18 protein-coding genes and 1 pseudogene are annotated in these 24,597 nt (G+C 45.2%); 13 read left to right on the top strand and 6 right to left on the bottom strand.

What is annotated here, in order from left to right; all coding sequences use genetic code 11:
• Positions 1-109: 109 nt before the first annotated feature.
• From VIN08_RS12685 to VIN08_RS12655, 7 genes are all read left to right on the top strand, one after another.
• On the top strand, positions 110-1,243 hold the full coding sequence (locus VIN08_RS12685; RefSeq protein ID WP_331965434.1) for a FecR family protein: 1,134 nt from the start codon (positions 110-112) through the stop codon (positions 1,241-1,243).
• Positions 1,244-1,439: 196 nt separating this feature from the next.
• Positions 1,440-5,000: a TonB-dependent receptor gene (locus tag VIN08_RS12680; RefSeq protein WP_331965431.1), complete on the top strand. Its 3,561-nt coding sequence runs from the start codon at positions 1,440-1,442 to the stop codon at positions 4,998-5,000.
• A 25-nt stretch (positions 5,001-5,025) separates the two neighbouring features.
• On the top strand, positions 5,026-6,582 hold the full coding sequence (locus VIN08_RS12675) for a RagB/SusD family nutrient uptake outer membrane protein (RefSeq protein WP_331965428.1): 1,557 nt from the start codon (positions 5,026-5,028) through the stop codon (positions 6,580-6,582).
• A 219-nt stretch (positions 6,583-6,801) separates the two neighbouring features.
• Positions 6,802-8,547 carry a GMC family oxidoreductase gene (locus VIN08_RS12670; protein ID WP_331965425.1) on the top strand — a complete coding sequence of 582 codons (1,746 nt, stop codon included), beginning with the start codon at positions 6,802-6,804 and terminating at the stop codon, positions 8,545-8,547.
• A gap of 73 nt (positions 8,548-8,620) precedes the next feature.
• Positions 8,621-9,283: a gluconate 2-dehydrogenase subunit 3 family protein gene (locus VIN08_RS12665; RefSeq protein ID WP_331965422.1), complete on the top strand. Its 663-nt coding sequence runs from the start codon at positions 8,621-8,623 to the stop codon at positions 9,281-9,283.
• A 151-nt stretch (positions 9,284-9,434) separates the two neighbouring features.
• Positions 9,435-10,889, top strand: coding sequence for a Gfo/Idh/MocA family oxidoreductase (locus VIN08_RS12660; protein ID WP_331965419.1), 1,455 nt, complete (start codon positions 9,435-9,437; stop codon positions 10,887-10,889).
• 613 nt (positions 10,890-11,502) lie between these two features.
• Positions 11,503-15,345: an ELWxxDGT repeat protein gene (locus VIN08_RS12655; protein WP_331965416.1), complete on the top strand. Its 3,843-nt coding sequence runs from the start codon at positions 11,503-11,505 to the stop codon at positions 15,343-15,345.
• A gap of 65 nt (positions 15,346-15,410) precedes the next feature.
• Here VIN08_RS12655 and VIN08_RS12650 read toward each other — a convergent pair whose 3' ends face one another.
• The 6 genes from VIN08_RS12650 to rsmA form a co-directional block, all read right to left on the bottom strand.
• Entirely contained in the window at positions 15,411-15,803 is a 393-nt protein-coding gene (locus tag VIN08_RS12650; protein WP_331965413.1) for an HIT family protein, read from the bottom strand.
• 39 nt (positions 15,804-15,842) lie between these two features.
• Positions 15,843-16,319 (bottom strand): transcription elongation factor GreA, encoded by a 477-nt coding sequence (gene greA, locus VIN08_RS12645; protein ID WP_331965410.1) that lies wholly within the window; start codon positions 16,317-16,319, stop codon positions 15,843-15,845.
• A 120-nt stretch (positions 16,320-16,439) separates the two neighbouring features.
• Positions 16,440-17,285 carry a pentapeptide repeat-containing protein gene (locus VIN08_RS12640; protein WP_331965407.1) on the bottom strand — a complete coding sequence of 282 codons (846 nt, stop codon included), beginning with the start codon at positions 17,283-17,285 and terminating at the stop codon, positions 16,440-16,442.
• 41 nt (positions 17,286-17,326) lie between these two features.
• A complete protein-coding gene (locus tag VIN08_RS12635) occupies positions 17,327-18,271 on the bottom strand; it encodes an NAD(P)-dependent oxidoreductase (RefSeq protein ID WP_331965404.1) in 945 nt (314 codons plus the stop codon).
• Positions 18,271-19,629 (bottom strand): magnesium transporter, encoded by a 1,359-nt coding sequence (gene mgtE / locus VIN08_RS12630; RefSeq protein ID WP_331965401.1) that lies wholly within the window; start codon positions 19,627-19,629, stop codon positions 18,271-18,273. The genes VIN08_RS12635 and mgtE overlap by 1 nt, the downstream gene beginning before the upstream one ends.
• Positions 19,604-20,416 carry a 16S rRNA (adenine(1518)-N(6)/adenine(1519)-N(6))-dimethyltransferase RsmA gene (gene rsmA / locus VIN08_RS12625; protein ID WP_331965398.1) on the bottom strand — a complete coding sequence of 271 codons (813 nt, stop codon included), beginning with the start codon at positions 20,414-20,416 and terminating at the stop codon, positions 19,604-19,606. The genes mgtE and rsmA overlap by 26 nt, the downstream gene beginning before the upstream one ends.
• A 356-nt stretch (positions 20,417-20,772) precedes the next feature.
• Here rsmA and pdxA point away from each other — a divergent pair, with 356 nt between their 5' ends.
• The 6 genes and pseudogenes from pdxA to VIN08_RS12595 form a co-directional block, all read left to right on the top strand.
• The gene (gene pdxA / locus VIN08_RS12620) at positions 20,773-21,792 is read left to right on the top strand and encodes a 4-hydroxythreonine-4-phosphate dehydrogenase PdxA (protein WP_331965395.1); all 1,020 of its coding nucleotides are present in this window, start codon (positions 20,773-20,775) and stop codon (positions 21,790-21,792) included.
• Between the two features lie 92 nt (positions 21,793-21,884).
• A complete protein-coding gene (locus VIN08_RS12615; protein ID WP_331965392.1) occupies positions 21,885-22,271 on the top strand; it encodes a TerB family tellurite resistance protein in 387 nt (128 codons plus the stop codon).
• A 159-nt stretch (positions 22,272-22,430) separates the two neighbouring features.
• A complete protein-coding gene (locus tag VIN08_RS12610; protein WP_331965389.1) occupies positions 22,431-22,964 on the top strand; it encodes a DUF177 domain-containing protein in 534 nt (177 codons plus the stop codon).
• A 14-nt stretch (positions 22,965-22,978) separates the two neighbouring features.
• Positions 22,979-23,170: a 50S ribosomal protein L32 gene (gene rpmF, locus VIN08_RS12605; RefSeq protein WP_079685807.1), complete on the top strand. Its 192-nt coding sequence runs from the start codon at positions 22,979-22,981 to the stop codon at positions 23,168-23,170.
• A gap of 201 nt (positions 23,171-23,371) precedes the next feature.
• Positions 23,372-24,367 (top strand): beta-ketoacyl-ACP synthase III, encoded by a 996-nt coding sequence (locus VIN08_RS12600; RefSeq protein WP_331965382.1) that lies wholly within the window; start codon positions 23,372-23,374, stop codon positions 24,365-24,367.
• A gap of 125 nt (positions 24,368-24,492) precedes the next feature.
• Positions 24,493-24,597: pseudogene (locus tag VIN08_RS12595) on the top strand (elongation factor P); the annotation flags it as partial.

The raw sequence follows: 24,597 nt of genomic DNA, 5'->3' as shown, positions 1-24,597 counted from the left end.
ACTGCCCTCTCCTGCCCTTTAAAAATATTTTTCTGCATACGTGAGTTAAACCAGGCACTCCGCTTCTCTTGGTATATATAAACTTGTCTGGCTCTATCTTATTATTTGTATGAAAAAGTATAACCATTACCGGGCGGCTGCAGACTTTGCGCAGGATGAGGATTTTATCCGTTGGGTAAAATCTGACGGGACGAATGATGCCCTAAACCGGCAATGGGTTAAATGGCTCACGCAACATCCGGACATGCGTGAGGTGGTGGATGAAGCCCGCGCTATGGTACAAGCGGTGCTAACGGAAAAGCAGCATTCACTATCGGAAAATAAAAAACAGGAGATGTGGCAGCATATCAGCCTGGCAATAGATAACACACAACCACTGCAGCCACCGGTTGTTAAAAACAAAACCAATAAATATAGTGCGTGGTATAGTATAGCTGCTGCTATAGCCATGCTGCTCTTTGCCGGTATATTTGCTTATCTCTATTATCCATCGTCTGCTTTAACGAGAGCCGATATACCAGCCAGTATTCCGATAAATAAAAACTTAACCTGCTATAAAAACAGGAGCACTATACCACAAACCTTGCAGCTAAGCGATGGCAGCCGTGTAACGCTGCAACCCAATTCTACACTGGCATACCCGAAAACATTTAGCGAACATAAGCGACAGGTATATCTTTCCGGCGAAGGCTTCTTCGATATTACCAAAGATGCCAGGAAACCTTTCTTCGTTTATGCCAACGAAATTGTTACGCAAGTGCTGGGCACCAGTTTTACTGTGCGTGCCTATGAACAGGAGCGAAATATATCGGTGGTAGTAAAAACAGGAAAAGTATCGGTCTATACTTTATCAAAAGAAGTAAATGGATCAGACCAGGATAATATACCAGTCTTCCCTGCGCTGAACGGAACGCTATTATTACCCAATCAACAAGTGGTATTTTCGCGCGATCTCGCCAGCATGATCAAGTCGCTTGTAGCAGAGCCTGTTGTACTTCCGGCAGCACCAGTGCATGAATTTAACTATATCGATACTCCCATCAGTGAAGTATTTACACAGCTCGAACAGATGTATGGTGTAGATATAGTATATGATGATGAAGCGATGGTGAATTGCTTTTTGAATGCATCACTCAACGATCTTTCTTTTCACGATAAACTTCGGCTTATCTGTAAAGGTATAAATGCCCGGTACGAAATACTGGATGCACACGTCATCATCACCGGCAGTGGTTGCCAGTGAAGTTCCTCAACCCAAAACTAATCCCCCAAACCCATGAAACAAGAAAGCAAAACCTGATACACAAAAAGAACCGATGACGCCAGTCGGCATCATCGGCTGTAAGTCCTCCCAATTTTGCGCTAAGCAACATCCGGCCAGGGATGTCGGGAGGCATTGTCCCGTAGTTAGTTAAACATTAAGACAACCTTCAAAGATTATGAAAAAACGGCTACAAATCAATGCGTTTGTACGGTTCATCATGCGCGTATCCCTACTACAGATTGTTTTGCTCACCGGCCTCATTAGCATAGGTTATGCGAATGGGAGCTCCGCCCAGATACTGGAAAAGAAAGTGACCATCAGTATCGATAACACATCGATCCGTTCTGCTTTGAGCAAGATCGAAAAAGAAACGCAGGCTAAATTCCTGTATCATTCACAACTGCTATCCGCACATGAGCGGGTAACACTTCATGTTTTTAACGAAAGCCTCGACCAGGTATTGAAGAAAATATTTATACCGCTGGGCATTTCGTACGAAGCCGATGGCAACCAGATTATACTCACCAGAAATTATGTAAACAATGCACTGGATGGCGGCTCTTCGAGTATATCCAGTGAGATAACGGTAAACGGAACTGTGCGCGATGACAGCGGCTCTCCTATACCCGGAGTAAATATACTTGTGAAAAGCACTACACTGGGAACCACTACCGATGCTGATGGTAATTTTACCATTACCGTTCCGGATGGCAATGCTATACTTGTCTTTTCATTTATAGGATACTCTACACAGGAAATTACAGTAGGTGCACAAACCTCTATAGCCGTTACCTTGTCGAGCGATACCAAATCGCTGGAAGAAGTGGTAATTGTGGGATATGGTACACAAAAGAAATCGGACTTAACCGGTTCGGTGGGTTCTATAAAATCAGAAGAGATACAGGAGCGGCAATTACCTTCTGTAAACCAGGCACTCGCTGGTCGCGTAGCAGGTGTTGCAGTCAGTGTAAACTCAGGTCGTCCGGGTGGCCAATCGAATGTGCGCATCAGAGGTTTCAGCTCTATCAGTACATCCAACAATCCGCTTTATGTAGTGGATGGTGTGATCATGCCGGTAGGTACACAAACCGATGGTTCGTATTCCCTCAACAATGCTATTGATAATATAAATCCGTCCGATATAGCCTCGATCGAAATATTGAAAGACGCATCGTCTACCGCTATATATGGTGCCCGCGGTGCCAACGGTGTTATTATCATCACAACAAAAAGAGGAAGCAGCACCGGTAGTAAAGTTACTTACGATATGCAGCTGAGCGTGCCTACCATTGGCCCGCACAGAGTAAAGATGCTGAACGCTCGCGAGTTTTTGCAGGTAGAGCAAACCGGTTGGGATAACATGAAAGTATATGATCCTGCCGGATGGAATCCAACGGGTGGGCCACACGGCACAGGCTCGCACTCTTCCGGAAGACAAGATCCACAAGACGCGCGTGCAGCACTCACACAAAGTAACGCAGGTGTATATGCATTGTTCGATGACCAGGGCAACCCGCTATATGATACGGACTGGCTGAAAGAATCAACACAAAGTAAACTATCACAAAATCACCAGGTATCTGTTACCGGTGGTAATGCTGATAATAGCTATGGTTTATTCTTTGGCTATCGCGATGACAATGGTTTACTGCTCAATTCATACCTGAAGCGTTACTCCGGAAGATTTGTGATGGATACCAAAGTAAAATCGTGGTTAAAGATTGGCGGTACATTAGGCTATAACAACCAGGAAGAAAATATAGTAGATTTTGGTACAGGTGGTCTTAACTCCGTGCGTATGATCACCGAAGCATTGCCTATACTTCCTGTGCAATATCCGAACGGAGTATATTCTCACAACAAAAATTACTCTCCGTCCATGGAAGGTGGTCAGAACCCGGTTGACCAGATGATCCAGAATACATACAAGCTGTTGAGCCGCACGACCATGGGAAATATATATGCCAACGTACGCCTCGCAGAAGGATTGGAACTTCGCTCTACAGTAGGTATAAATGTACTGGAGCGTGAACGCAGACGTTACGATGGAAGACCTGCACCACAAACCCCTACGTATGTAAACACCGCTAACGAACGCGGCACAGCACGTGTTCGCAGCGATCGCGAAACATTCTGGTCGTTTGAAAATTACCTGACCTATACCAAGCGCCTGGCTGATATACACTCACTCACCGCTATGCTCGGTACATCATTACAGGAAACAAATTCATACTTCTTTCAGGCGAGCTCACGCAATTTCATCACCGACTTCTTTCAAACCAACAACATCGGTGGTGCACAGGACTTCGCTGTAGACTCTCCTCCTATCAGTTCAGGTCGTTCGCGCTTCGCGTTCAACTCATACTTCGGTCGTGTTAACTATAGTCTCAAAGATAAATACCTGTTAACCGTTACCGGTCGTATGGATGGATCATCCAAGTTTGGTAAATCCAACAAGTATGCATTCTTCCCTTCAGCAGCGTTGGCATGGCGTATATCCGATGAGCCCTTTCTTAAAAACAATACCGTTATATCAAACCTGAAGCTGCGCACCAGCTATGGCCTTACCGGTAACTCTGAAATTACACCCTACTCTGCATTGCCAACCTTGCGCGTAGTAACCGGTGTAGTAAACAACTCACGTGCATTAGGCGTTGCTACGAATCGTCTCGGCAATCCTGATTTAAAGTGGGAGAAGACAGCACAGTCAGATATAGGTGTGGAGATCGGTTTGCTCAACAACCGTATCGCTATAGAAGCTGATCTATACTATCGCAAAACAACGGACATGCTACTGGCCGCTCCGCTTCCGGTAACATCCGGTTATGAAACCATTACCCGCAACGTGGGCAGCATGGAGAACAAAGGTTTTGAATTGATACTTACTACCGAGAATGTTACTACCGACAACTTCATGTGGAAAAGTACTTTCAACATTGCCATGAATCGTAACAAAGTACTGAAGCTCGCAAACCCCGCCCCTATATTTGGTGTGGGAAACCCGAACTTTACCAATCAAACCGGTGTGATCATGGAAGGACAACCGGTTGGTTCGTTCTGGGGACTTGTACGCTTGGGTACATGGGGCACGAACGAAACGGCTGAAGCTGCACAGTTCGGACAGAATACATATCGCGGCACAGGCAAACCTCTTCTTCCGGGCGATGTAAAATACCTGGATGTTAACAACGACCACGCCATCAACGATCTCGATCGTATGATCATCGGTAATGGTAATCCTAAATCATACGGATCGTTCATCAACAACCTGCAGTATAAAGCATTCGATTTTACGATAGACTTACAATACTCGTATGGCAATGATGTGCTGAACATGACGAAGCACTCAGGTGAAGATCGCACCGGTCTTGCCAACAGCTATCGATCAGTATTGAATGCGTGGACACCGGAACATCAGAATACTGACATTGCTGCTATACGCGATTCAAAAGCAGGCTATGTATCCAACGTAGATACACATTGGGTAGAAGATGGTTCGTTCCTGCGCGGCAGAAATATTATGCTGGGCTATACACTGCCATCATCATCGGTAGAGAAAATCCATCTCAGCAAACTGCGCATCTATGCATCGGTACAGAATTTCTTCCTGCTCACCAACTTCAGTGGTAATGATCCGGAAGTATCTACCTATACCAATCCTTTTGCACAGGGACAAACATTCTTCGATTATCCGAAGCCAAGACTATATATGCTCGGTTTAAGTGCAAGTTTATAGTTCCACTAAACACAAAGACTTACACATGAATATCACGATAAAAAATATTGGAAAAGTACTCCTCGGAGGAGTTCTCCTGATAAGTGCATCGTGTTCTGATTTTCTGAAAGAAGAAGATCCTTCGAACATTGCACCCGAAACATTCTTTAAAACACCACAGGATGCAGAAGCTGCGGTATATGGTATATATGAGAACCTGCGCTTTCATGGCGATGGTACCGGTATATTTTCGGCTAACTTTCAAATGCTGGATGCATTAAGCGGAACCGCTGAAACGGAAACCGGACAAAACTCTGATCTGAACAACCTGTATGGTTTTCAATATACCGGAGACAATCTTCACCTTACACAATGGTGGAGACAACTCTACGATGGTATAGCGAATGCCAATCTGGCCATTGAAAAGATACCCACTATACCGAATATCACCGATGCCGATGTTACCAAATGGGTAGGTCATGCTAAATTTATGCGTGCGTTCCATTACTTCTGGCTGGTGCGCCTGTGGGGCGATGTGCCTCTGCTTACTTCGCCAATCTATACGTGGACCGATCCAAACGTGAATGCTTCGCGCGCTACAACGGAGGCGGTATACGCCACCATTGAAGCCGACCTGCTCGCGGCCGAAGCAGCCAACTTCCCGATGATGGATGCATCCGGGCTTGCATCGCAGGCAGCTGTAAAAGCTCTGCTGGCCAGAGTATATATTACCATGGCCGGGTATCCGCTCAACAAAGGCACAGCGTATTATCAGAAAGCTGCTGCCAAGGCAAAAGAGATTATCGATTATGCCAATGCTAATCCGGATAAGATCGCATTGTTTACCAGCTACGATTACCTGCACGATCAGACAAAAGAAAATACACTGGAACATATTTTCGAAATACAATATGCAGCCGGTATAGCCAATGCTAACTATCAATCTTATTTCCTGCCGAACAACACAAACATCACGGCATCCGGAGAAGTAGGAACGACCGTTCCAACAGCATCATTCCTCGCATCCTATGAAGCTGGCGACAAGCGTGCAGCAGAAAAAGGATTTTACTTCAAACAATATTATCTCGATGGTGGTGTGGGTGCTCCTACTACGCTTAACCGCTTCTATATATTTAAACACTTTGATGTAGTAGCAAACGGTGCACCGCCTCCGGGATTACCCGGTACTGGTAACTCCGGTCTTAACTATCCATTGATTCGTTATGCCGATGTACTCCTGATGTATGCAGAAGCACAGAACGAAGTAGGCGGCCCAACAGCAGAAGCATACGCAGCACTCACCGCTATACGCGATCGTGCCGAGCTTACTACACCTGCTATAGGTACCTATAATCAGGCAACATTCCGCGAAGCAGTATGGCGCGAGCGCTGGCACGAGTTGAGCTACGAAGGCATTACCTGGTTTGATATGCTTCGCCTCAGGAAAGTATACGATGATGAGAGTGATACTTTCGTTGATTTTGTAGGTGCTACGTTAAGCACCAATGTTACACTTCAGGATAAACATTTGCTGTTGCCATTGCCTGCTGCCGACTACAGGAACAATCCGAACCTGAAGCCAAACAACCCGGGCTGGCAATAAAACATCAATCTTCATTGATTTGGGGTTAGTTGAAATTCCCTGCTCCAGGCACGTTGCCAGAGCAGGGATATTTTTTAATACGACACTGTGTTTCGTGTCTGAAAAAACCAACCTCTTATCCTGTCCATGTTGTATTGGTGTAATTCTACGGTATCGTTCATCGTTATACTTTTTTTAAGAATTTATAAAAACTACATTTAACAAACCTCATTTACTCTTATGCCCGATTTTCAAATCAAGGAAACAACCAAATCGTACGATGTCTGCATCGTAGGTACAGGAGCTGGTGGCGGAATGGCCGCATATACCCTGGCCAATGCTGGTATCAAAGTAGTGTTGATCGAAGCCGGCCCGCTATATGATCCCGCTAAAAATGTGATGCAACTAAAATGGCCGTGGGAGTCTCCGCGCAGAGGAGCCAGCACATACTATAGAGGCTTCGGTGATTTTGATGCGGCATACGGAAGCTGGCAACTGGAAGGCGAACCGTATACACACAAGAATGGAACACAGTTCGATTGGTTTCGCTCGCGCATGGTGGGAGGACGCACCAATCACTGGGGACGCATATCATTGCGCTTTGGCCCGAAAGATTTTAAACACAGAAGTATAGATGGCCTCGGTGATGACTGGCCTATAGGTTACGAAGATGTAGCACCGTACTACGATAAAGTTGATCAGCTCATTGGTGTATTCGGATCAAAAGAAAATATAGCGAATGAGCCCGATGGAATTTTTCTTCCTCCGCCCAAGCCACGCCTGCACGAGCTCTTTATCAAAGATGCTGCAACCGCGATGGGCGTGCCGGTAATTCCTTCACGCTTATCAATCCTTACACGTCCGCTGCCGAATAATAAAAACAGGGGCGCTTGTTTCTTCTGTTCACAATGTAATCGCGGTTGTACAGTATATGGCGATTTCTCTTCGTCATCGGTATTGGTAAAACCGGCTATCGCTACCGGCAATGTTGATATTATACCGAACGCTATGGCGCGCGAAGTATTAACGAACGATAAAGGTGAGGCAACCGGTATATCGTTCATCAACAAAGACGATAAACAGGAATATACCGTTAAAGCCAAGATCGTTGTGCTGGCAGCGAGTGCCTGCGAATCTGCACGCTTGTTACTCAATTCAAAATCATCGCGCAATCCAAACGGACTGGCTAATGCAAGCAACGTGGTGGGTAAATATCTGCACGACTCTACAGGCTCTGCTATGGGAGGTTTCCTTCCGAAACTGGTAGGACGCAAGCGCTATAACGAAGATGGTGTAGGTGGTATGCACGTATATACTCCGTGGTGGCTCGATAACAAGAAGCTTGACTTTGCACGCGGATACCACATTGAATACTGGGGAGGTATGGATATGCCAAGCTATGGATTTGGTTTTGGTATAGAAGGCATCAACGGTAAATATGCTGGCAGCGATGGAAAGATGAAACCTGCCGGTGGCTATGGTGCGGGGTTGAAAGATGACTATCGCCATTTTTACGGAGCAACGTTTGGTATGGCCGGTCGTGGAGAAGCCATTGCACGCGAAGATAATTACTGCGAAATTGATCCTACGGTAGTAGATAAATTTGGTATACCGGTGTTGCGCTTCCATTACAAGTGGAGCGATCACGAGATCAAACAAGCGAAACACATGCAGGAAACTTTTGAAGAGATCATTCACAAGATGGGCGCAGAAGTAACGTGGGGTAAAGCCGGTGCCGAAAGTAATTATGGTTTGGAAGCTCCCGGTCGCATTATACACGAAGTAGGTACAACGCGTATGGGGAACGATCCGAAGAAATCGGTAGTGAATAAATATAACCAGGCACATGAATGTAAAAATCTGTTTGTAGTAGATGGAGGTCCGTTTGTTTCACAGGCAGATAAAAATCCTACGTGGACTATTCTGGCACTCTCGATGCGCGCATCGGAGTATATAATTGATGAAATGAAAAAACAGAATCTCTAAACATCGTGCAGGCATACGAAGTACATATATACCGGTATATATATACTTTGCACCTCACCTAACTACAGGAACCATGGATAGAAGAAAATATTTAAAAACATTAGCCGTCAGTGCAGCAGGTGCCGGAATTTTATTCCAGGCTTGTGCTCCTGACGAAAAGAAAGAACCTGCCGTACTCGCACCCAAGCCTTTTACGATCGACCGTACAACGGCTGAGCTGGAGCGCGAACAAAAATTAGCAGCCGAGACTTTCTTTGACGATCACGAAAAGAAAACGATTACGATACTCTCTGACATTATCATTCCGAAAGATGAAGTATCGGGCAGCGCTTCCGAAGCTGGTGTACCTGACTTTATCGAATTTATCGTAAAGGATATGCCGGAATACCAGACGCCATTGCGCGGTGGTATAAAATGGCTGGATGTGCAATGCATGAAACGCTTCAATGCAGACTTCGCTTCCTGCCCGCACGAACAACAAATAGAAATGATCGATGCTATAGCATATCCTGAAAAAGCAAAACCGGAATACAAACAAGGCGTTGCTTTCTTCAACACGATGCGCGACCTCACCGCCTGCGGATTTTATACCAGCAAAATTGGTATAGCAGACCTGGGCTATATAGGCAACAAACCAAACCAGTGGGACGGTGTTCCGAAAGAAGTACTGGACCACTATAATCTGAAGTATGATGATCGTACGATGGAGATTAGTGTGAAGTTTGATAATGGTTAAGCGTTATTCGTTAACGGTTATTTGTTAACAGATAACCGTTAACGATATATACTATAAATGCTCATCACACGCTTCCACACTCGCACAACCAGAAGCTGGTCGCCAGCCGCCAGCGACTATATTTATCTTTAACCCAAAACTCACAGCCGAGATGCCACTGAAGAAAACAACTCCCCCAACCACCGACCTCTCCCGGAGAAATTTTATCAAGAATGCAGGTATGGCCGCAGCAGCATTTACCATTGTGCCCCGCTTTGTGCTGGGTGGCAATGGCTATAAAGCGCCAAGCGATATGCTATATGTTGCCGGTATAGGAGCCGGAGGCAAAGGTGAAAGCGACATTGCTAATTTTGCCAAAAGCGGTAAAGCCGAGATCGCCTATCTCTGCGATGTAGACGATCGCAGGGCAGCCAAGTCGGTAGCTTCTTTTCCAAAAGCAAAATACTATAAAGACTTCCGTATCATGCTCGAGAAAGAACATAAACATATTGATGCAGTGTCGGTCTCTACACCCGATCACAACCACGCAGTACAGGCGCTGGCCGCGATGGAGCTGAAGAAACATGTATATGTACAGAAGCCTCTTACGCATGATATATCGGAAGCACGCGCATTGACTGAAGCTGCCAAGAAGTATAAAGTAGTAACACAGATGGGCAACCAGGGTGCATCGGGTAACGATGTGCGCCAACTGATGGAATGGTATAATGCCGGTTTACTCGGAGATGTACACACAGTATATTGCTGGACCAACCGACCTGTGTGGCCACAAGGTATAGAATGGTCTACACAAAAAACATCTGTACCCAAAGAGCTCGACTGGAACTTGTGGCTTGGCACTGCACCCTATAAAGAATATGTTGACAAACTGGTGCCTTTCAACTGGCGTGGCTGGTGGGACTATGGTACCGGTGCACTGGGCGACATGGGCTGCCATATCATTGAGCCTCCGTTCCGTGTACTCGGCCTGCAATATCCTACGGATGTAACAGCCAGTGTAGGCAGTGTATATGTAGATGAGTTCAAGCGCGGCTACTTCCCTGAAAGTTGTCCGCCATCATCTTATATAGTATTAACCTTCCCGGGGCGCAATGGTAAACCTCCTGTTAAATTACATTGGATGGACGGTGGTATACAACCGGAAAGACCCGAAGAGCTTGGCCCGAATGAACGCATGGGCGATGGCGGTAATGGTGCGCTCTTCATTGGAACAAAAGGTAAAATGATGTGCGGTACGTATGGTATGTATCCTTCATTATTACCAACAGCGCGCAACTCGGAAGTAAATATACCGCAGACGATCAAGCGCGTTCCCGGTGGAGCAGAAGGCCACTATGCACAATGGGTAGAAGCATGTATAGCCGGCTATGGCAAGATGGAAGTAAGCTCGCCATTTGAAATAGCAGGGCCTCTCACGGAAACTGTATTGATGGGTAACCTTGCTATACGAAGTCATGATGTGCGTTATCCGAAGAAAGATAATCCCAATCAATTTGATTATCCTGGTCGCAACATCAAGTTGCTGTGGGATGGTGCCAACATGAAGATCACCAACTTCGATGAAGCTAACCAATTCGTAAAACGCGAGTATAGAACGGGATGGTAAATTAGTTTCGGGTCAGAATATCAGCTACGAGCTGCCGGAAGAGTAAATATATACTTTCGGCAGCTTTTTTATTTCCCGCAGATCTCGCAGATAAACGCAGATTAAATGCAAGAGTCGAAAAGTCAGTATACACTACACTTAAACATTCCTTGATCGGTGTGCCTTGTTCGATATTCATTTGTTTCCCACAGAACTCACAGATCAGCACAGATTAAATGCAAGAGTCATGTATTTATACTTCAACATTCACTGATCGATCGGTGTTCCTTGTTCGATATTCATTTCCCGCGGAACTCGCAGAAGAATAAAGCCGAAAGCATAAGACGTCAGCATCTATACTTTTCGAACCTCACAACTGATCTATACCTTCCGCTGATTTCGCAGATGAATGCAGAGAAAACGCAGACGAAATGCAACATATACTCTGTGATCCAGCTTTATACTTCAGCTTTGCCATCGTGCAGCCAGTAGCCAGAGGCCACCAGCCATCTATACTCTCACACCTCAAAGCATGCTTCTACACCTCCTATCCCCACATCAGGGTATCTCAAAAAGTCCACTCGGATAGTGTGTTTTGAAATATACTGGTTATCTTCGTTAAAAAACTAGCACCATGAAGAAGCCCCTCCTCTCACTGATGCTGATGCTTGCCAGCTTTCTTTCACATGCTCAGTTGTCCATATTGAAAGATATCAATCAAGCTACCGATCCGAAAGCCTCCGGTATAGATGCGCTCTCACTCACCGATGTCAATGGAGTGTTGTTCTTCAATGGCCGCTCGGCAGCAGGCCAGGAGTTATGGAAAAGCGATGGCACAGTAGCCGGTACGTTGCTCGTAAAAGATATAAATCCCGGCAGCAGTTCATCGAATCCTTCCAGCCTGGTCAATGTCAATGGCACCCTCTACTTCCTGGCCAACGATGGCACTACCGGCACAGAGCTGTGGAAGAGTAATGGCACAGAAGCCGGCACGGTGCTGGTAAAAGATATACAACCTGGCAGTAATTCGCTTGCACTTACCAACCTGGTAGCTGTAGGAAATATACTCTTCTTCACACTGGTAGATGGCACTGGCTATCTCGATCTGTGGTCGAGCGATGGAACTTCGTCCGGAACATTTCTGCTCAAGAACAACGCCATCAGCGTGAATAGCAGTGCCAACCTGGCCAATGTAAACGGCACGTTATTTTTTACGGGGCAGGATGCTATCAATGGCCTCGAACTCTGGAAAAGCAACGGTACGGCTGCAGGCACCGTACTGGTAAAAGATATATATACCGGAACGAACGCTTCCACTCCCGATAAATTCTGTGCGGTAGGCACTACGTTGTATTTCTCGGCTACCGATGGCACCACAGGTGTAGAACTCTGGAAGAGCGATGGAACCAGCGGTGGCACCGTGCTGGTAAAAGATCTGAACGCGGGCGCTACCAATACATACCCGGATTACCTGATTGATGTGGCAGGCACATTATTCTTTGTAGCGAGCGATGGTATCAATACCGGTTTGTGGAAAACAGACGGCACTGATCCGGGCACTACATTTATCAAAGATCCGCAGGATGAATCTTTCACGATGGATAACCTGACCGTGTCCGGAGGTATACTATATTTCACCATCGATACCAATGAACTGTGGAAGAGCGATGGCACAGCCGCAGGAACTTCAACCTATAAAAGTATAGGAGGCTATGCTGCCGATTTTACAGACATGGATGGCACACTCTATTTTGTAGCACAGAAAGATCTTACACCCGGCAGCAGTCTGCAGGTTTGGAAAAGCGATGGCACCGTAGCCGGCACTACACTGGTAACAGATATACCCACCGGAACAGCCGGAGGCACCAGACCTCCCAACGCTCTTACTGCGGCAAACAGTATACTATATTTCGTGGCAGACGACAATACAAATGGCAATGAGCTCTGGAAAACAGATGGTACACCAGGCGGCACGGCACGCATTACCGATATACCGGCTACCAATGCAGGCTCCGGTCCGGAATACCTCGCAGCATTCAACGGCAATCTATATTTCGCAGCCACCACCGATAATACAGGCACCGAGCTATGGAAAAGTGACGGCACCGATGCAGGAACAGCCTTGCTGAAAGATATATATACCGGGGGCTCTAATTCTTCCGATCCTTCCTATATACGGGAGATCAACGGCAAACTATATTTTGTGGCGAACAGCGGCACCGGTAATAAACTATGGAAGAGTGATGGCTCCGTAGCAGGCACCGTAGAAGTTGGCGGCAGTCCTTCCGATGGCTCCGAGATCACCGGAGTATTGAACACTATATATTTCCCCGGAAATGATGCTGTTACAGGAGTAGAACTCTGGAAATCAGACGGTACACTGGCCGGAACGACCATGGTTACTAATATAGCCGGGGCAACAAGTTCAAAGCCCAGTTTCCTCACCAACTTTAACGACAAGCTATATTTCATTGCCAATGAAGGAAGCACGGTTGGACTCTGGACAAGCGATGGAACCGTTGGCGGCACTGTAAATGTAAAGAGCTTCAATTTTATACGCGGCCTGCGAAACCAGAATGGTATACTATATTTTATTGGCGATGATGGCACCAACGGCCTTGAATTGTGGAAGAGCGATGGCACCACAGCAGGCACGGTACTGGTTAAAGATATTCGCGCAGGTGTAGCCGGAAGTTTTACCACGACCGATGCTTTTGAAATGGAAACCGTTAATGGCGTTACCTATTTTGTTGCCAACGATGGTACCAATGGAAGAGAACTCTGGAAGACGGATGGCACTACCGGTGGCACTGTGCTGGTACTCGATATAAATATGGGTTCTGTTTCATCGTCTATTACCAAGCTGAAGAATGCCAATGGTATACTATATTTCTCCGCAGATGATGGCTCGCATGGTGTAGAACTGTGGACCAGTGATGGCACTGGTGCTGGCACCACCATGATAACAGACATCAATACAGGCACAGGCCACTCTTATCCTGATAATATGTTTGTGTTAAACGGGTTCCTGTATTTCACGGCATTTGATGGAACCAATCGCACACTATGGAAGAGCAACGGCAGAACATGCGGCACGCTCAAGGTAACAAACAATACAACCGTAAGTGCAGGGGGTATATCTTCTTACATGGCAGCTATAGGACAGTATATATATATTACTGGGTATGAAACCGGAGCTGGCAACGAAATTTTTGTGCATGATACCAGTACAGATCTTCCAACACCTGCTGGCTGTCGTTTAGACCAGACCATCACCTTCAATGCTATCGCTCCCAAAACATATGGCGATGCTCCGTTTACGCTCTCGGCAACCAGCGATGCAGGCTTGCCAGTACAATACGAAAGCGCTGATGCTACCATCGTATCGATTGTGGGCGATCAGGCTACCATATTAAAAGCCGGCACCGTAGATATTACAGCGAAGCAACCCGGCAATGCCGATTATGATCCGGCAACACCTGTAACGGTATCGCTGGTGATCAACAAGGCAGATCAGACTATAACTTTCCCGGATATAGCGGATAAAACATTTGGCGATGCTCCGTTTACACTCTCAGCAACCAGCGATGCAGCGTTAACGATACAATATACCAGCTCCGATCCTACTGTTGCTTCTATCAGCGGAAGTCAGGTAACTATATTGAAGGCGGGCCCTATAACAATCACTGCGAGTCAGCCAGGTGATGGAAACTACAACGCGGCTACACCGGTTACAAAACCACTTGTCATCAATAAAGCCAGTCAGACTATAACTTTCCCGGATATAGCAGACAAAACATTGGGCGATGCTCCATTTACGCTTACCGGTACAAGCACGTCAGGACTCGCACTCAGCTATAACACCACTACACCGTTGAAGGTATCGGTTTCAGGAAGTACTGTAACATTGCTCCAGGCAGGCACCGCCACGATTGTTGCTAACCAGGCGGGTGATGCTAACTACAATCCTTCTCCGGTGGTTGAGCACAGCTTCTGTGTAAACCCGGTAAAGCCCACCATTGCGATCTCACAAAGCAGTACGGCCACAGCTATACTTACTTCCAGCAGCACCACAGGCAATGCCTGGTTTAAAGATGGTGTAAAGATTCCCAACGAAAATGGCAGTAGCCTTACCGTTGTAGCAAGCGGAGCATATACCGTGCAGGTTACAATTGACGGATGCACCAGTGTGCTCTCGGAAAATGCAGACATTGTAATTACCGGCATAGAAAATTCCCTGCGCGAAAAGCTGGCGATTTATCCTAACCCGGTAGATGACAAGCTTACAATACAATTGCCCGTTGCCGGAAGAAAAGAAATATCCATTGTATCAATCCACGGCAGTAATGAAGGACCGGTATATACCACCGAGCAGTCTTCACTGGATATATACCTTCCGAATTATGCTGCGGGTATATATACCGTACGCGTTACCGTATCGGGTAAAACGGTGTACACTAAATTTGTAAAGCGATAATGATCGACCAGAATTATAGTCGACAAGGTATATAGCTTGCTATAACAGATAGCGTTGAAAATCGATCAGAGATTTTTACGAATCGCTTCAGCTACTTCTGCGAGTGCTTCTTTGGATGGCGAGAGTTTAGGACGTGTGAAGTTCACATCGTCTGCAGAATTCATGGGCACGAGGTGTACATGTGTATGCGGCACTTCGAGTCCTATAACAGAAACACCAATGCGTTTACAAGGCACGGCCTTCTTAACAGCCTTCGCTACTTTTTTGGCGAATACGATAAGGCCTGCCAGTGTTTGATCGTCAGCATCGAAAATATAGTCTATCTCCTTCTTCGGAACTACCAGCGTGTGTCCCAGCACCAGCGGGCTGATATCTAGGAATGCTATATAGTTTTCATCTTCGGCTATTATATATCCGGGAATTTCGCGGTTGATAATGCGGGTGAAGATTGAAGGCATTTTCGTGCTACTTATAAATGATAGATTATTACTGACTGATTATGCGGAGATATTTACTACCTCAAACTCGATTTCACCCGCAGGTGTTTTGATCTTGGCAGTCTCGCCTTTCTTTTTACCCAACAATCCTTTTCCGATAGGCGACATGGTCGATATCTTACCGGCTTTCAGATCAGCTTCTTCTTCAGATACCAATGTATAGGTTACGGATGCTCCGTTCTTTTTATTCTTGATCGTTACTTTCGAGAGTATAGATACTTTCGAAGTATCGATGTTGGTTTCATCCAGCAGACGTGCGTTGCTCACCAGATCTTCCAATTGTGCTATCTTCGCTTCCAGGTGTCCCTGCGCATCTTTCGCAGCATCATACTCAGCGTTCTCGCTAAGATCACCTTTATCGCGTGCTTCTGCTATCTGGCGTGCTATATCTGCACGACCTTTCGATTTCAATTCGGACAACTCATTGCGTAATCTGTCTAAACCGTCTTTCGTATAGTATGAAACTTTTTTGCTCATGGCTCAAAGTAAATTCGTTGCTGTTTTATTTTTTCTTTGGTATCCAAAAAAGAAACAACGGCCCCGTCTCCGGGACCGTTGCTGCTGTAAAGGTAATACTTTTGTTCTTATCTCACAAAATCATGCTCCCACAAGCTCGGGTAAGTTGGTTTTGATCTGCTCCAGTATTTCTTCATCAAAACGGGCCAGGTACAATGTTTTTACCTTGGCCAGTTGCTCTACGGTTAATCCTTTGGCACCACGCAGATCGGCTTTATAAAGACTTGCATTCTCAAAATCGGCTCCCATCACATAACAATTCTGCAGATTAGCTTCCATCAAAAATGCATTGTTGAAATTGGCCTTGATCAGAAATGCATTTTCAAATTGTGACTTGATGAGAAATGCATCTTTAAAATTTGCACCACTCGCATACGCACCTTTCAGGTTGGCCTGGTTCAGATTGGAGTTCTCAAAGTTTGTCTGATTCAGACGCGCGTTCTCCAGGTTCGACTCGATCAATGATGACTGCGATATATTGGCCGAGTTCATATTGGACGATGCGAGGTTTACATAGTTCAGGTTGGTGCGCGGCAGATAACAGTTCACCAGGTTTATCTCATGTATCTTATGTCGGTTGAGACGTTTGATATTACCCACCGTCCGAAAGGCCGCTTCTTCTGATTCCCACAAACGAAAGTCATCGATCTCGTCTTTATAGGTGCGAATGCGTTGACGTATCTCTCCGTTCTGATTCAACCAGAATATAAGAATACCGATCACGGCAATATCGAAGATCATACCATGCGCTTCCGCCAATATCTGCGGAACGAATGAATCAAATTCATGCAGGTAGTATTTTAAACTTAGACCCAGCACGATGACCGTCACTAGCAGGAGTACAAGCGATGATGTAAGCAAGGGCTTCTCAATAATCGAGTTAAAAAACTCATTGGCTTTCTTCATCCGCTTTTCTAACAAACGCATGGCTTTGCTCTGGTTGGTTTGTTTAAATTAACGATAAAAAATTAACGCGCCAATCCAAGCGCTTTGATTTTCTGAGTCAAAGCTACATTAATTTTTACGTGCGACTCATACGTCCAACCTGCAATATGGGGGGTTAATATTACATTCGTTTTTTCGCGAAGTATATTAAAGGCCGCTTGTTGTTCCGGGGTATAGGTGTTTAATTTTTCATTCTCCAGCACATCCAGCACAGCGCCTCTTACCTGTCCGCTTTGTATCGCGCGTGTAATATCTGTTAAAGAAACTATTTCACCGCGCGCAGTATTTACCAGTATAATTTTCTTCTTAAACCGATTTAGGTAATCAACGTTTACAAGCTTGCGCGTTTCACCGGTTAGTGGAATATGCAAACTAAGTATGTCGGTTTCAACAAACAACTCTTCCATGGTAGCTTCTTTACAGTATGCATCTGAAAAACCGGATTTATACTTATCGTATGCTAAAACATTACATGCAAAGCCCGATAATCGTTTAGCAAAGGCATGGCCCATGTTTCCATAACCAATTATACCAACCATTTTACCCATCAGTTCTTCTCCGCGATTACCCTCGCGCTCCCATATACTATCCCTCACCTGGCGATCAGCGCGGGGTATATTTCGCATCAAACTTAATAACGCACCCGCAGTATATTCTCCTACTGCATCGCGATTACCTTCCGATGCATGTAATACCTGTATACCCTTTTCTTTCAGGTACTCTACATCGATATTATCAATACCGGCACCGGCTCGCGCTACAAATTTTATCGTGGGATTTTCTCCGAGCAGATCGCGATCGATCGTTGTTTTACTGCGTACGATCAACCCGTCAAAACCATGATGTTTTGTTTTTATTTCATCGCGTGTAATAGCAGGCAATGATACTGCTTGCCAGCCTATCTCGGTTAACATAGGAAACAGGCTTTCATGCATGGAGTCAATAATCAAACAGGCAGGAGATGTCATCAGAGCATTAAATGAACAGTGAAGAAATATAGTGTAAGACCTAACAGGTCGTTTGTCGTTGTTATAAATGGGCCGGCAGCAAGTGCCGGGTTAAATCCAAACCGATTCAGAATCAAAGGCGTGATCGTACCAATAAAAGAAGCAAACAACACAACGCTGAACAATGCTATAGATACTACCAGCGATAAAGTATACTCCTGGAATAACAATACATTTGCTCCCCACACCAACACCGATAGAAACACACCATTCAGTATCGCTACAAAAAATACTTTAACCAATCGCTTCCATAATCCTTCATCTACAAAATCCGGATTGGCCAGGCTTTGTACAATGAGCGATGAAGATTGTATACCTACATTTCCTCCGGTTGCCTGAATAAGCGGAGTAAAGAATGCAATGGCGGTAACGCGCATCAGCTCGGCTTCAAACAAGCCCATGAACTTGGCATTCATCAAACCGCCAAATATACCGATGAGCAGCCAGGGTAAGCGCGCACGTGTATTGCGCCATATACTATCATCTTCCTCTACGTTCTCGCTTATACCCGTCATCATCTGGCGTTCTTCATCTGCCTGCTCAGTGATCACATCCACCACATCATCAATCGTAATGCGACCTACCAGGTAGCCCTGTACATTAACCACGGGAACAGAAACAAGTTCATACTTCTTCATAATCTCGGCTACTTCGCGATCTTCCATATAGGTCTCTACCGATATTATATCGCTTTCATATATATCAGCCACAATGGTGCGGGCATCCGAGATGATCAGGTCTTGCAGTGCTACGCGACCTAACAATTTATCATGATCATCCACTACATATACCTGGTAAAATTTGGATACATTCTCTGCCTGCTTGCGAATCTCTTCCACACACTGCACCACTGTCCAGTTCACATGTGCACGTATCAACTCTTTCGCCATCAAACCACCCGCTACATTTTCTTCGTAACGAAGCAGCTCTGTTACCTGCGAACGTAATTCGGGCTCAAGACCTACAAATACTTCTTCGCGTTCTTTAACCGGCAGTTCATGAAGTATATCTGCTGTATCGTCTGACAAGAGCTGGTTAAGCAGTATGGCTATTGTCTGAGGCTCGTGAAGCTTAAGGTATTGCTTGCGTGTTTGCGAATCCAGGTCGCGTATTACTTCTGACTGTACTTCGATGGGTAACAGATCAAGAAAGTATTTCGATTCTTCGGTAGTAAATTCATTGAATAACGAAGCTATATCTGCAGCTTTTACATCCTGCAGTATATTTCGGATAAACGAATCATCATGCTCGTCCAGCGCCTGCTGAAAGCGATCACGAAATTCTTTGGTCAATTCAAATTCCAGTGCCTGCTCCTCCACGACTCTTTTCTATTAATTGTGTAAGGTGCACAAACTGATCTACTGAAAGTTGTTCAGCGCGTTTGTCTAAAATTTCCAGTGAAGTTATTTCAGGCGAAAGCTCCAGCGGCTTCAAGGCATTACGCAACGTCTTTCTCCGGTTGTTGAAGCCCTGCTTTACTACTCTTACAAAAAGTTTTTCATCGCAGGCAAGCTTCGTAGTAGCATTACGCTCTAACCGTATCACAGCCGACATAACTTTGGGCGGTGGTGTAAATGCCCCCGGAGGTACCTTGAACAAATACTGAATATTATAGTAAGCCTGTAACAACACACTTAATATACCATAGGTTTTGCTTCCCTCCTTCTCGGCTATACGTTCGGCAACTTCTTTTTGCAGCATGCACACCACCTGATCAACCTGGTCACGATGTTCGAGCACTTTGAAAAATATCTGTGAAGAGATGTTATAGGGAAAATTACCGATGATCGAGAACGGCCTGTTAAATACTTTCTGCAGGTCCATCTCAAGGAAATCACCTTCAATGATATTCTCGCGCAACAACGGATAGTGTGTATGTAAATACTTTACTGAATCGCGGTCGATCTCCACTACTTTCAGTTGAAGCATGTCATTATTCACCATGTACTGCGTCAGTACACCCATACCCGGGCCGATCTCCAGCACAGGTATTGCGTGTTCCCCTACCGTTAGCGACTCCACAATTCTGCGCGCGGTATTCTGATCGTGCAGAAAATGCTGTCCCAACGATTTCTTCGCTCTTACTTTATCAACTGACTTTTCCATGAAGGGCTAAAAGTACGTAAAAGTCGGGAAGAGTAAGGATCGGGAGGGACAATTGAAAAATTATAAGAAGATTGAAAGATTAAAGATTATAAAATTAGAAGATTAGTGGAATTGAAAGATTAAGAGATTACAGCCGGGGTTGATGGTATCTATAACACGTGCAGGACTTCAGCAGATATATACTTATACCTATAGCCTGATAATCTTTCAATTTTTCAATCTTATTAATCTTCCAATCTTGTAATCTCCTAATCTTTCAATTCCACTAATCTCGCAGCTTCTTCCACTTTCGGTCTTCCTTACTTTCGGACTTTCCGACTTAATTCACTAAATCGCAAAGAATTGAATTTATATACATGACTCCAGCACATAAACCTCGCATTGGTATTACGCTTGGCGACCTCAATGGCGTTGGGCCGGAAGTAGTGATCAAGGCCCTGGCCGACAACCGCCTCCTTGGCATGGTTACACCGGTTATCTATGGATCTACCCGCGCGCTTTCGTTTTATAAGAAGCAGCTAAATATAGAAGAGTTCAACTACTCGCAGGTACGCACCAAAGGGCAGTTCGCTCCTAAAACCATCAATGTAGTAAACAGTTGGGAAGATTCTGTCGAGATCGTTCCGGGCAAGGCTTCTAAAGAAACAGGTAAAGCTGCGTTGGTTGCACTGAAGCAGGCATGTGAAGAGTTGAAAGAAGGGTTGATCGATGCACTGGTAACAGCACCCATCGATAAGCTTTCTATACATAGCGAAGAATTTCCGTTCAAAGGTCATACAGAATTTCTCACCGAGTACTTTGGTGCGCAAGAGAGCCTCATGTTTATGGTAAGCGATAAACTTCGCATCGGTATAGTTACCGAGCATATACCCGTAAAAGATGTAGCCTCCACCATTTCTAAAGAGAAGATAGAAGCCAAACTGCGCCTGATGGAACAATCGCTGCGAAAAGACTTTGGTATAATGAAGCCGAAGATCGCAGTACTGGGATTGAATCCTCACGCAGGTGATGGCGGCCTTATCGGTAAAGAAGAAGAGCTCACCATCAAACCCGCTATAGCCGAGCAGAAGAATAAAGGTAAACTGGTATATGGACCTTTTCCGGCTGATGGATTTTTTGCTTCCGGTCAATATGCCAAGTACGATGCTGTGCTGGCGATGTATCACGACCAGGGACTTATACCGTTTAAGTCTATAGCGTTTGATGATGGTATAAATTTTACTGCGGGACTCTCCATTGTTCGCACTTCACCCGATCATGGCACGGGGTATTCACTCGCTGGTAAAAATCTGGCAAGCGAAAGTTCGCTACGAGAAGCCATTTATCGCGCGCATGATATTTTTAAACACCGTTCTGAACCATCCACAGAAAAATAAGCTTACTTGGGTAGGCCATTTTTACCACTGGACTGGACAGGCACGGTTAGTTTTTATTAATGGTTATATTTGATATTCAAGTATTAGTTGAAATGGATATTGTCACTAAAAAGCAACTGAACATACTTATTCAACTGGCTGAAGCCGATAAGCACTTTGCCAAAATTGAGCGGGAGCTCATTTTTAAGATCGCCCGGGAGCGTAAGTTTCCGGAAGAAGAAGTGAATGAACTGATCCGTAACCCTGAACCCATCGATTCGCTCGGAGCGCTGTCGCTCGATCAGAAATTTGAATACCTGATGTCGAGCATCGAGCTGGTCTTTGTTGATCAGAATGTATTCGAAAGTGAGATCATATTCACCAAGAACATTGCCATCAAACTAGGCTTCAAGAAAGGGATCATCGACTTTTTTGTCGAAAATTATGGCAAAAAGACACGAGAGGAATTTAAAGACATTGCCATCCACGAGTATATTTAGTTTGCCCGATTCCTGTTTTCCTTCCATTTCCTTCTGTTTCGAACGGTTCAGACGCTGCTGAACCGATGATTTACGCAATTTCTGCACACCTTGGTGTAGAATTTCATTAATTCTCCTAAATTTGCCGACTAATTTTAAAAGCCCTTAGGGGCTTAAATTGTGGGGGCTTACGGTGTAAATATTATCGGCCTGAGCAACAAGGTTCATCATTTCGATTATGATTTGGGTGAATCGTTCTTCAGGGAATTTGGAACGGACCTCGTTTCTCAAGGTTCTTTCCATGTGGATGTGGCACTCGATAAGCACGAAACGTTCATTGAAGCTGACTTTACAATTAAGGGAAAGGCAGACCTGATTTGCGACAGAAGTCTGGAGCCTTTTGATTTTCCGATTGATAGCAATTATCATATTGTTTTCAAATTTGGAGATACCAATGAAGAGATGAGCGATGAGATCATTATGATCCACCGAGACACAGCGACACTCGAACTCGGCCAGTATATATATGAATTTATAGCGCTGGCAATACCGATAAAAAAACTCCATCCGAAATTCCAGGAGACTGAGAATGAAGAGGATGATGAAGATACAGAAGGCAAGATTGTATATACTTCTTCCGATGAAAAAAGCGGAGACGATAACGATGAAGATGCGATCGACCCGCGCTGGAATATTTTAAAGAAATTAAAATAAACTGTTTTTAGACTATGCCGAATCCGAAACGAAAAACCTCGAAAACCCGGAGAGATAAAAGAAGAACGCATTACAAAGCTACTGCCAAGCAATTAGCTGTATGCCCTACTACCGGAGAGAATCACCTGCCGCACCGTGCCTTCTGGCTCGAAGGCAAACTTTACTTCAATGGTAGAGTGGTGATGGAAAAAGAAGTTCTGGCGTAATTGCATGAACGGGTCTGCACTCGAAAACATTCAGCTTGCTGAACGTGTGGCTTGTATCGCCTTCGGGAAGGACAATCACCTTATGATTATCTCGAAAGAGATTGCTTAATCGAAAAAATAATGCTCGATGTACCAGTACATCGGGCTTTTTCTTTTTTACTGGTTGCCAGGAATGACAACCGAAGCGAATATAAAAATTGTATGACAAACATCAGAGCAGCCATTACCGGAGTCGGTGGATATGTTCCCGACTATATTCTTACCAACCAGGAACTCGAAACCATGGTGGACACGAGTGATGAATGGATCACCTCGCGGACCGGCATTAAAGAGCGAAGAATTTTAAAAGGTGAAAACCAGGGAGTTTCTGTATTGGGTATAGCGGCAGTAAAAGACATGCTGGCTAAAACCAAGATCGATCCGAAAGAGATCGACTGTGTGATCTTTGCTACGGTAACTGCCGATATGACTTTTCCGGCTACAGCGAACATTGTGGCTTCTGCAGTAGGTGCTGTTAATGCTTTCAGCTTCGATATGGGTGCTGCCTGCTCAGGATTTATTTATGGTCTCACTACCGGTGCAAGCTTCATTCAATCGGGCATGTATAAAAAAGTAGTCGTGATCGGTGGCGATAAAATGTCGGCCATCATGGACTATACCGATCGTACTACCTGTATCATCTTTGGCGATGGCGCAGGTTGCGTGCTGTTGGAGCCTACTACAGAAGATGTAGGGGTTGTTGATTCTATACTCAAGAGCGATGGTGCCGGTGAAGCATACCTGCACATGAAAGCCGGTGGAAGCCGCATGCCTGCTTCGAAAGAAACGATAGACAAGCGCCTGCACTTTGTATACCAGGAAGGATCGGCTGTATTCAAATTTGCTGTTACCAACATGGCTGATGTAGCTGCGCAGATCGCGGCACGCAATCACCTGTCACCTGAAAATATAGCCTGGCTGGTTCCTCACCAGGCCAACAAGCGCATCATAGATGCCACTGCACAACGTGTAGGCATTACAGAAGATAAAGTGATGATGAACATTGAGCGCTATGGTAATACAACCGGTGGTACTATTCCACTTCTTCTCTGGGACTACGAGAAGAAACTAAAGAAAGGCGACAACCTCATACTCGCTGCTTTTGGTGGTGGATTTACCTGGGGAGCTGTGTACCTGAAATGGGCGTATAACAGTTAATCGCTATCCGTTAATGGTAAACCGTTATTAGATAAATGCGGATAATGGTCAACCATTAACAGTATAACACCCTCACCATCAACTTGTATTTGTTTAATTGATTTGTAACTTAATGACCTAAATTTATGGCAACCGTATCCGATCTGAGTAAAGGAAACTTCATGCGCTACAACGGTGAAGTAGTGCAGGTGGAAGAATTACAACACCGCACTCCTGGAAACCTGCGTGCA

It is taken from the genome of Ohtaekwangia sp. (assembly GCF_036568665.1).
In the GTDB taxonomy this organism is placed as follows: Bacteria; Bacteroidota; Bacteroidia; order Cytophagales; family Cyclobacteriaceae; genus Ohtaekwangia.
The sequence above is the reverse complement of the archived record's forward strand: the minus strand, read 5'-3'. Positions and strand labels throughout refer to the sequence as shown.

Coding starts and splice junctions, on each gene's coding strand:
- VIN08_RS12685 (WP_331965434.1), top strand. CDS start 110: ATGAAAAAGTATAACCATTACCGGGCGGCTGCAGACTTTGCGCAGGAT.
- VIN08_RS12680 (WP_331965431.1), top strand. CDS start 1,440: ATGAAAAAACGGCTACAAATCAATGCGTTTGTACGGTTCATCATGCGC.
- VIN08_RS12675 (WP_331965428.1), top strand. CDS start 5,026: ATGAATATCACGATAAAAAATATTGGAAAAGTACTCCTCGGAGGAGTT.
- VIN08_RS12670 (WP_331965425.1), top strand. CDS start 6,802: ATGCCCGATTTTCAAATCAAGGAAACAACCAAATCGTACGATGTCTGC.
- VIN08_RS12665 (WP_331965422.1), top strand. CDS start 8,621: ATGGATAGAAGAAAATATTTAAAAACATTAGCCGTCAGTGCAGCAGGT.
- VIN08_RS12660 (WP_331965419.1), top strand. CDS start 9,435: ATGCCACTGAAGAAAACAACTCCCCCAACCACCGACCTCTCCCGGAGA.
- VIN08_RS12655 (WP_331965416.1), top strand. CDS start 11,503: ATGAAGAAGCCCCTCCTCTCACTGATGCTGATGCTTGCCAGCTTTCTT.
- VIN08_RS12650 (WP_331965413.1), bottom strand. CDS start 15,803: ATGCCTTCAATCTTCACCCGCATTATCAACCGCGAAATTCCCGGATAT.
- greA (WP_331965410.1), bottom strand. CDS start 16,319: ATGAGCAAAAAAGTTTCATACTATACGAAAGACGGTTTAGACAGATTA.
- VIN08_RS12640 (WP_331965407.1), bottom strand. CDS start 17,285: ATGCGTTTGTTAGAAAAGCGGATGAAGAAAGCCAATGAGTTTTTTAAC.
- VIN08_RS12635 (WP_331965404.1), bottom strand. CDS start 18,271: ATGACATCTCCTGCCTGTTTGATTATTGACTCCATGCATGAAAGCCTG.
- rsmA (WP_331965398.1), bottom strand. CDS start 20,416: ATGGAAAAGTCAGTTGATAAAGTAAGAGCGAAGAAATCGTTGGGACAG.
- pdxA (WP_331965395.1), top strand. CDS start 20,773: ATGACTCCAGCACATAAACCTCGCATTGGTATTACGCTTGGCGACCTC.
- VIN08_RS12615 (WP_331965392.1), top strand. CDS start 21,885: ATGGATATTGTCACTAAAAAGCAACTGAACATACTTATTCAACTGGCT.
- rpmF (WP_079685807.1), top strand. CDS start 22,979: ATGCCGAATCCGAAACGAAAAACCTCGAAAACCCGGAGAGATAAAAGA.
- VIN08_RS12600 (WP_331965382.1), top strand. CDS start 23,372: ATGACAAACATCAGAGCAGCCATTACCGGAGTCGGTGGATATGTTCCC.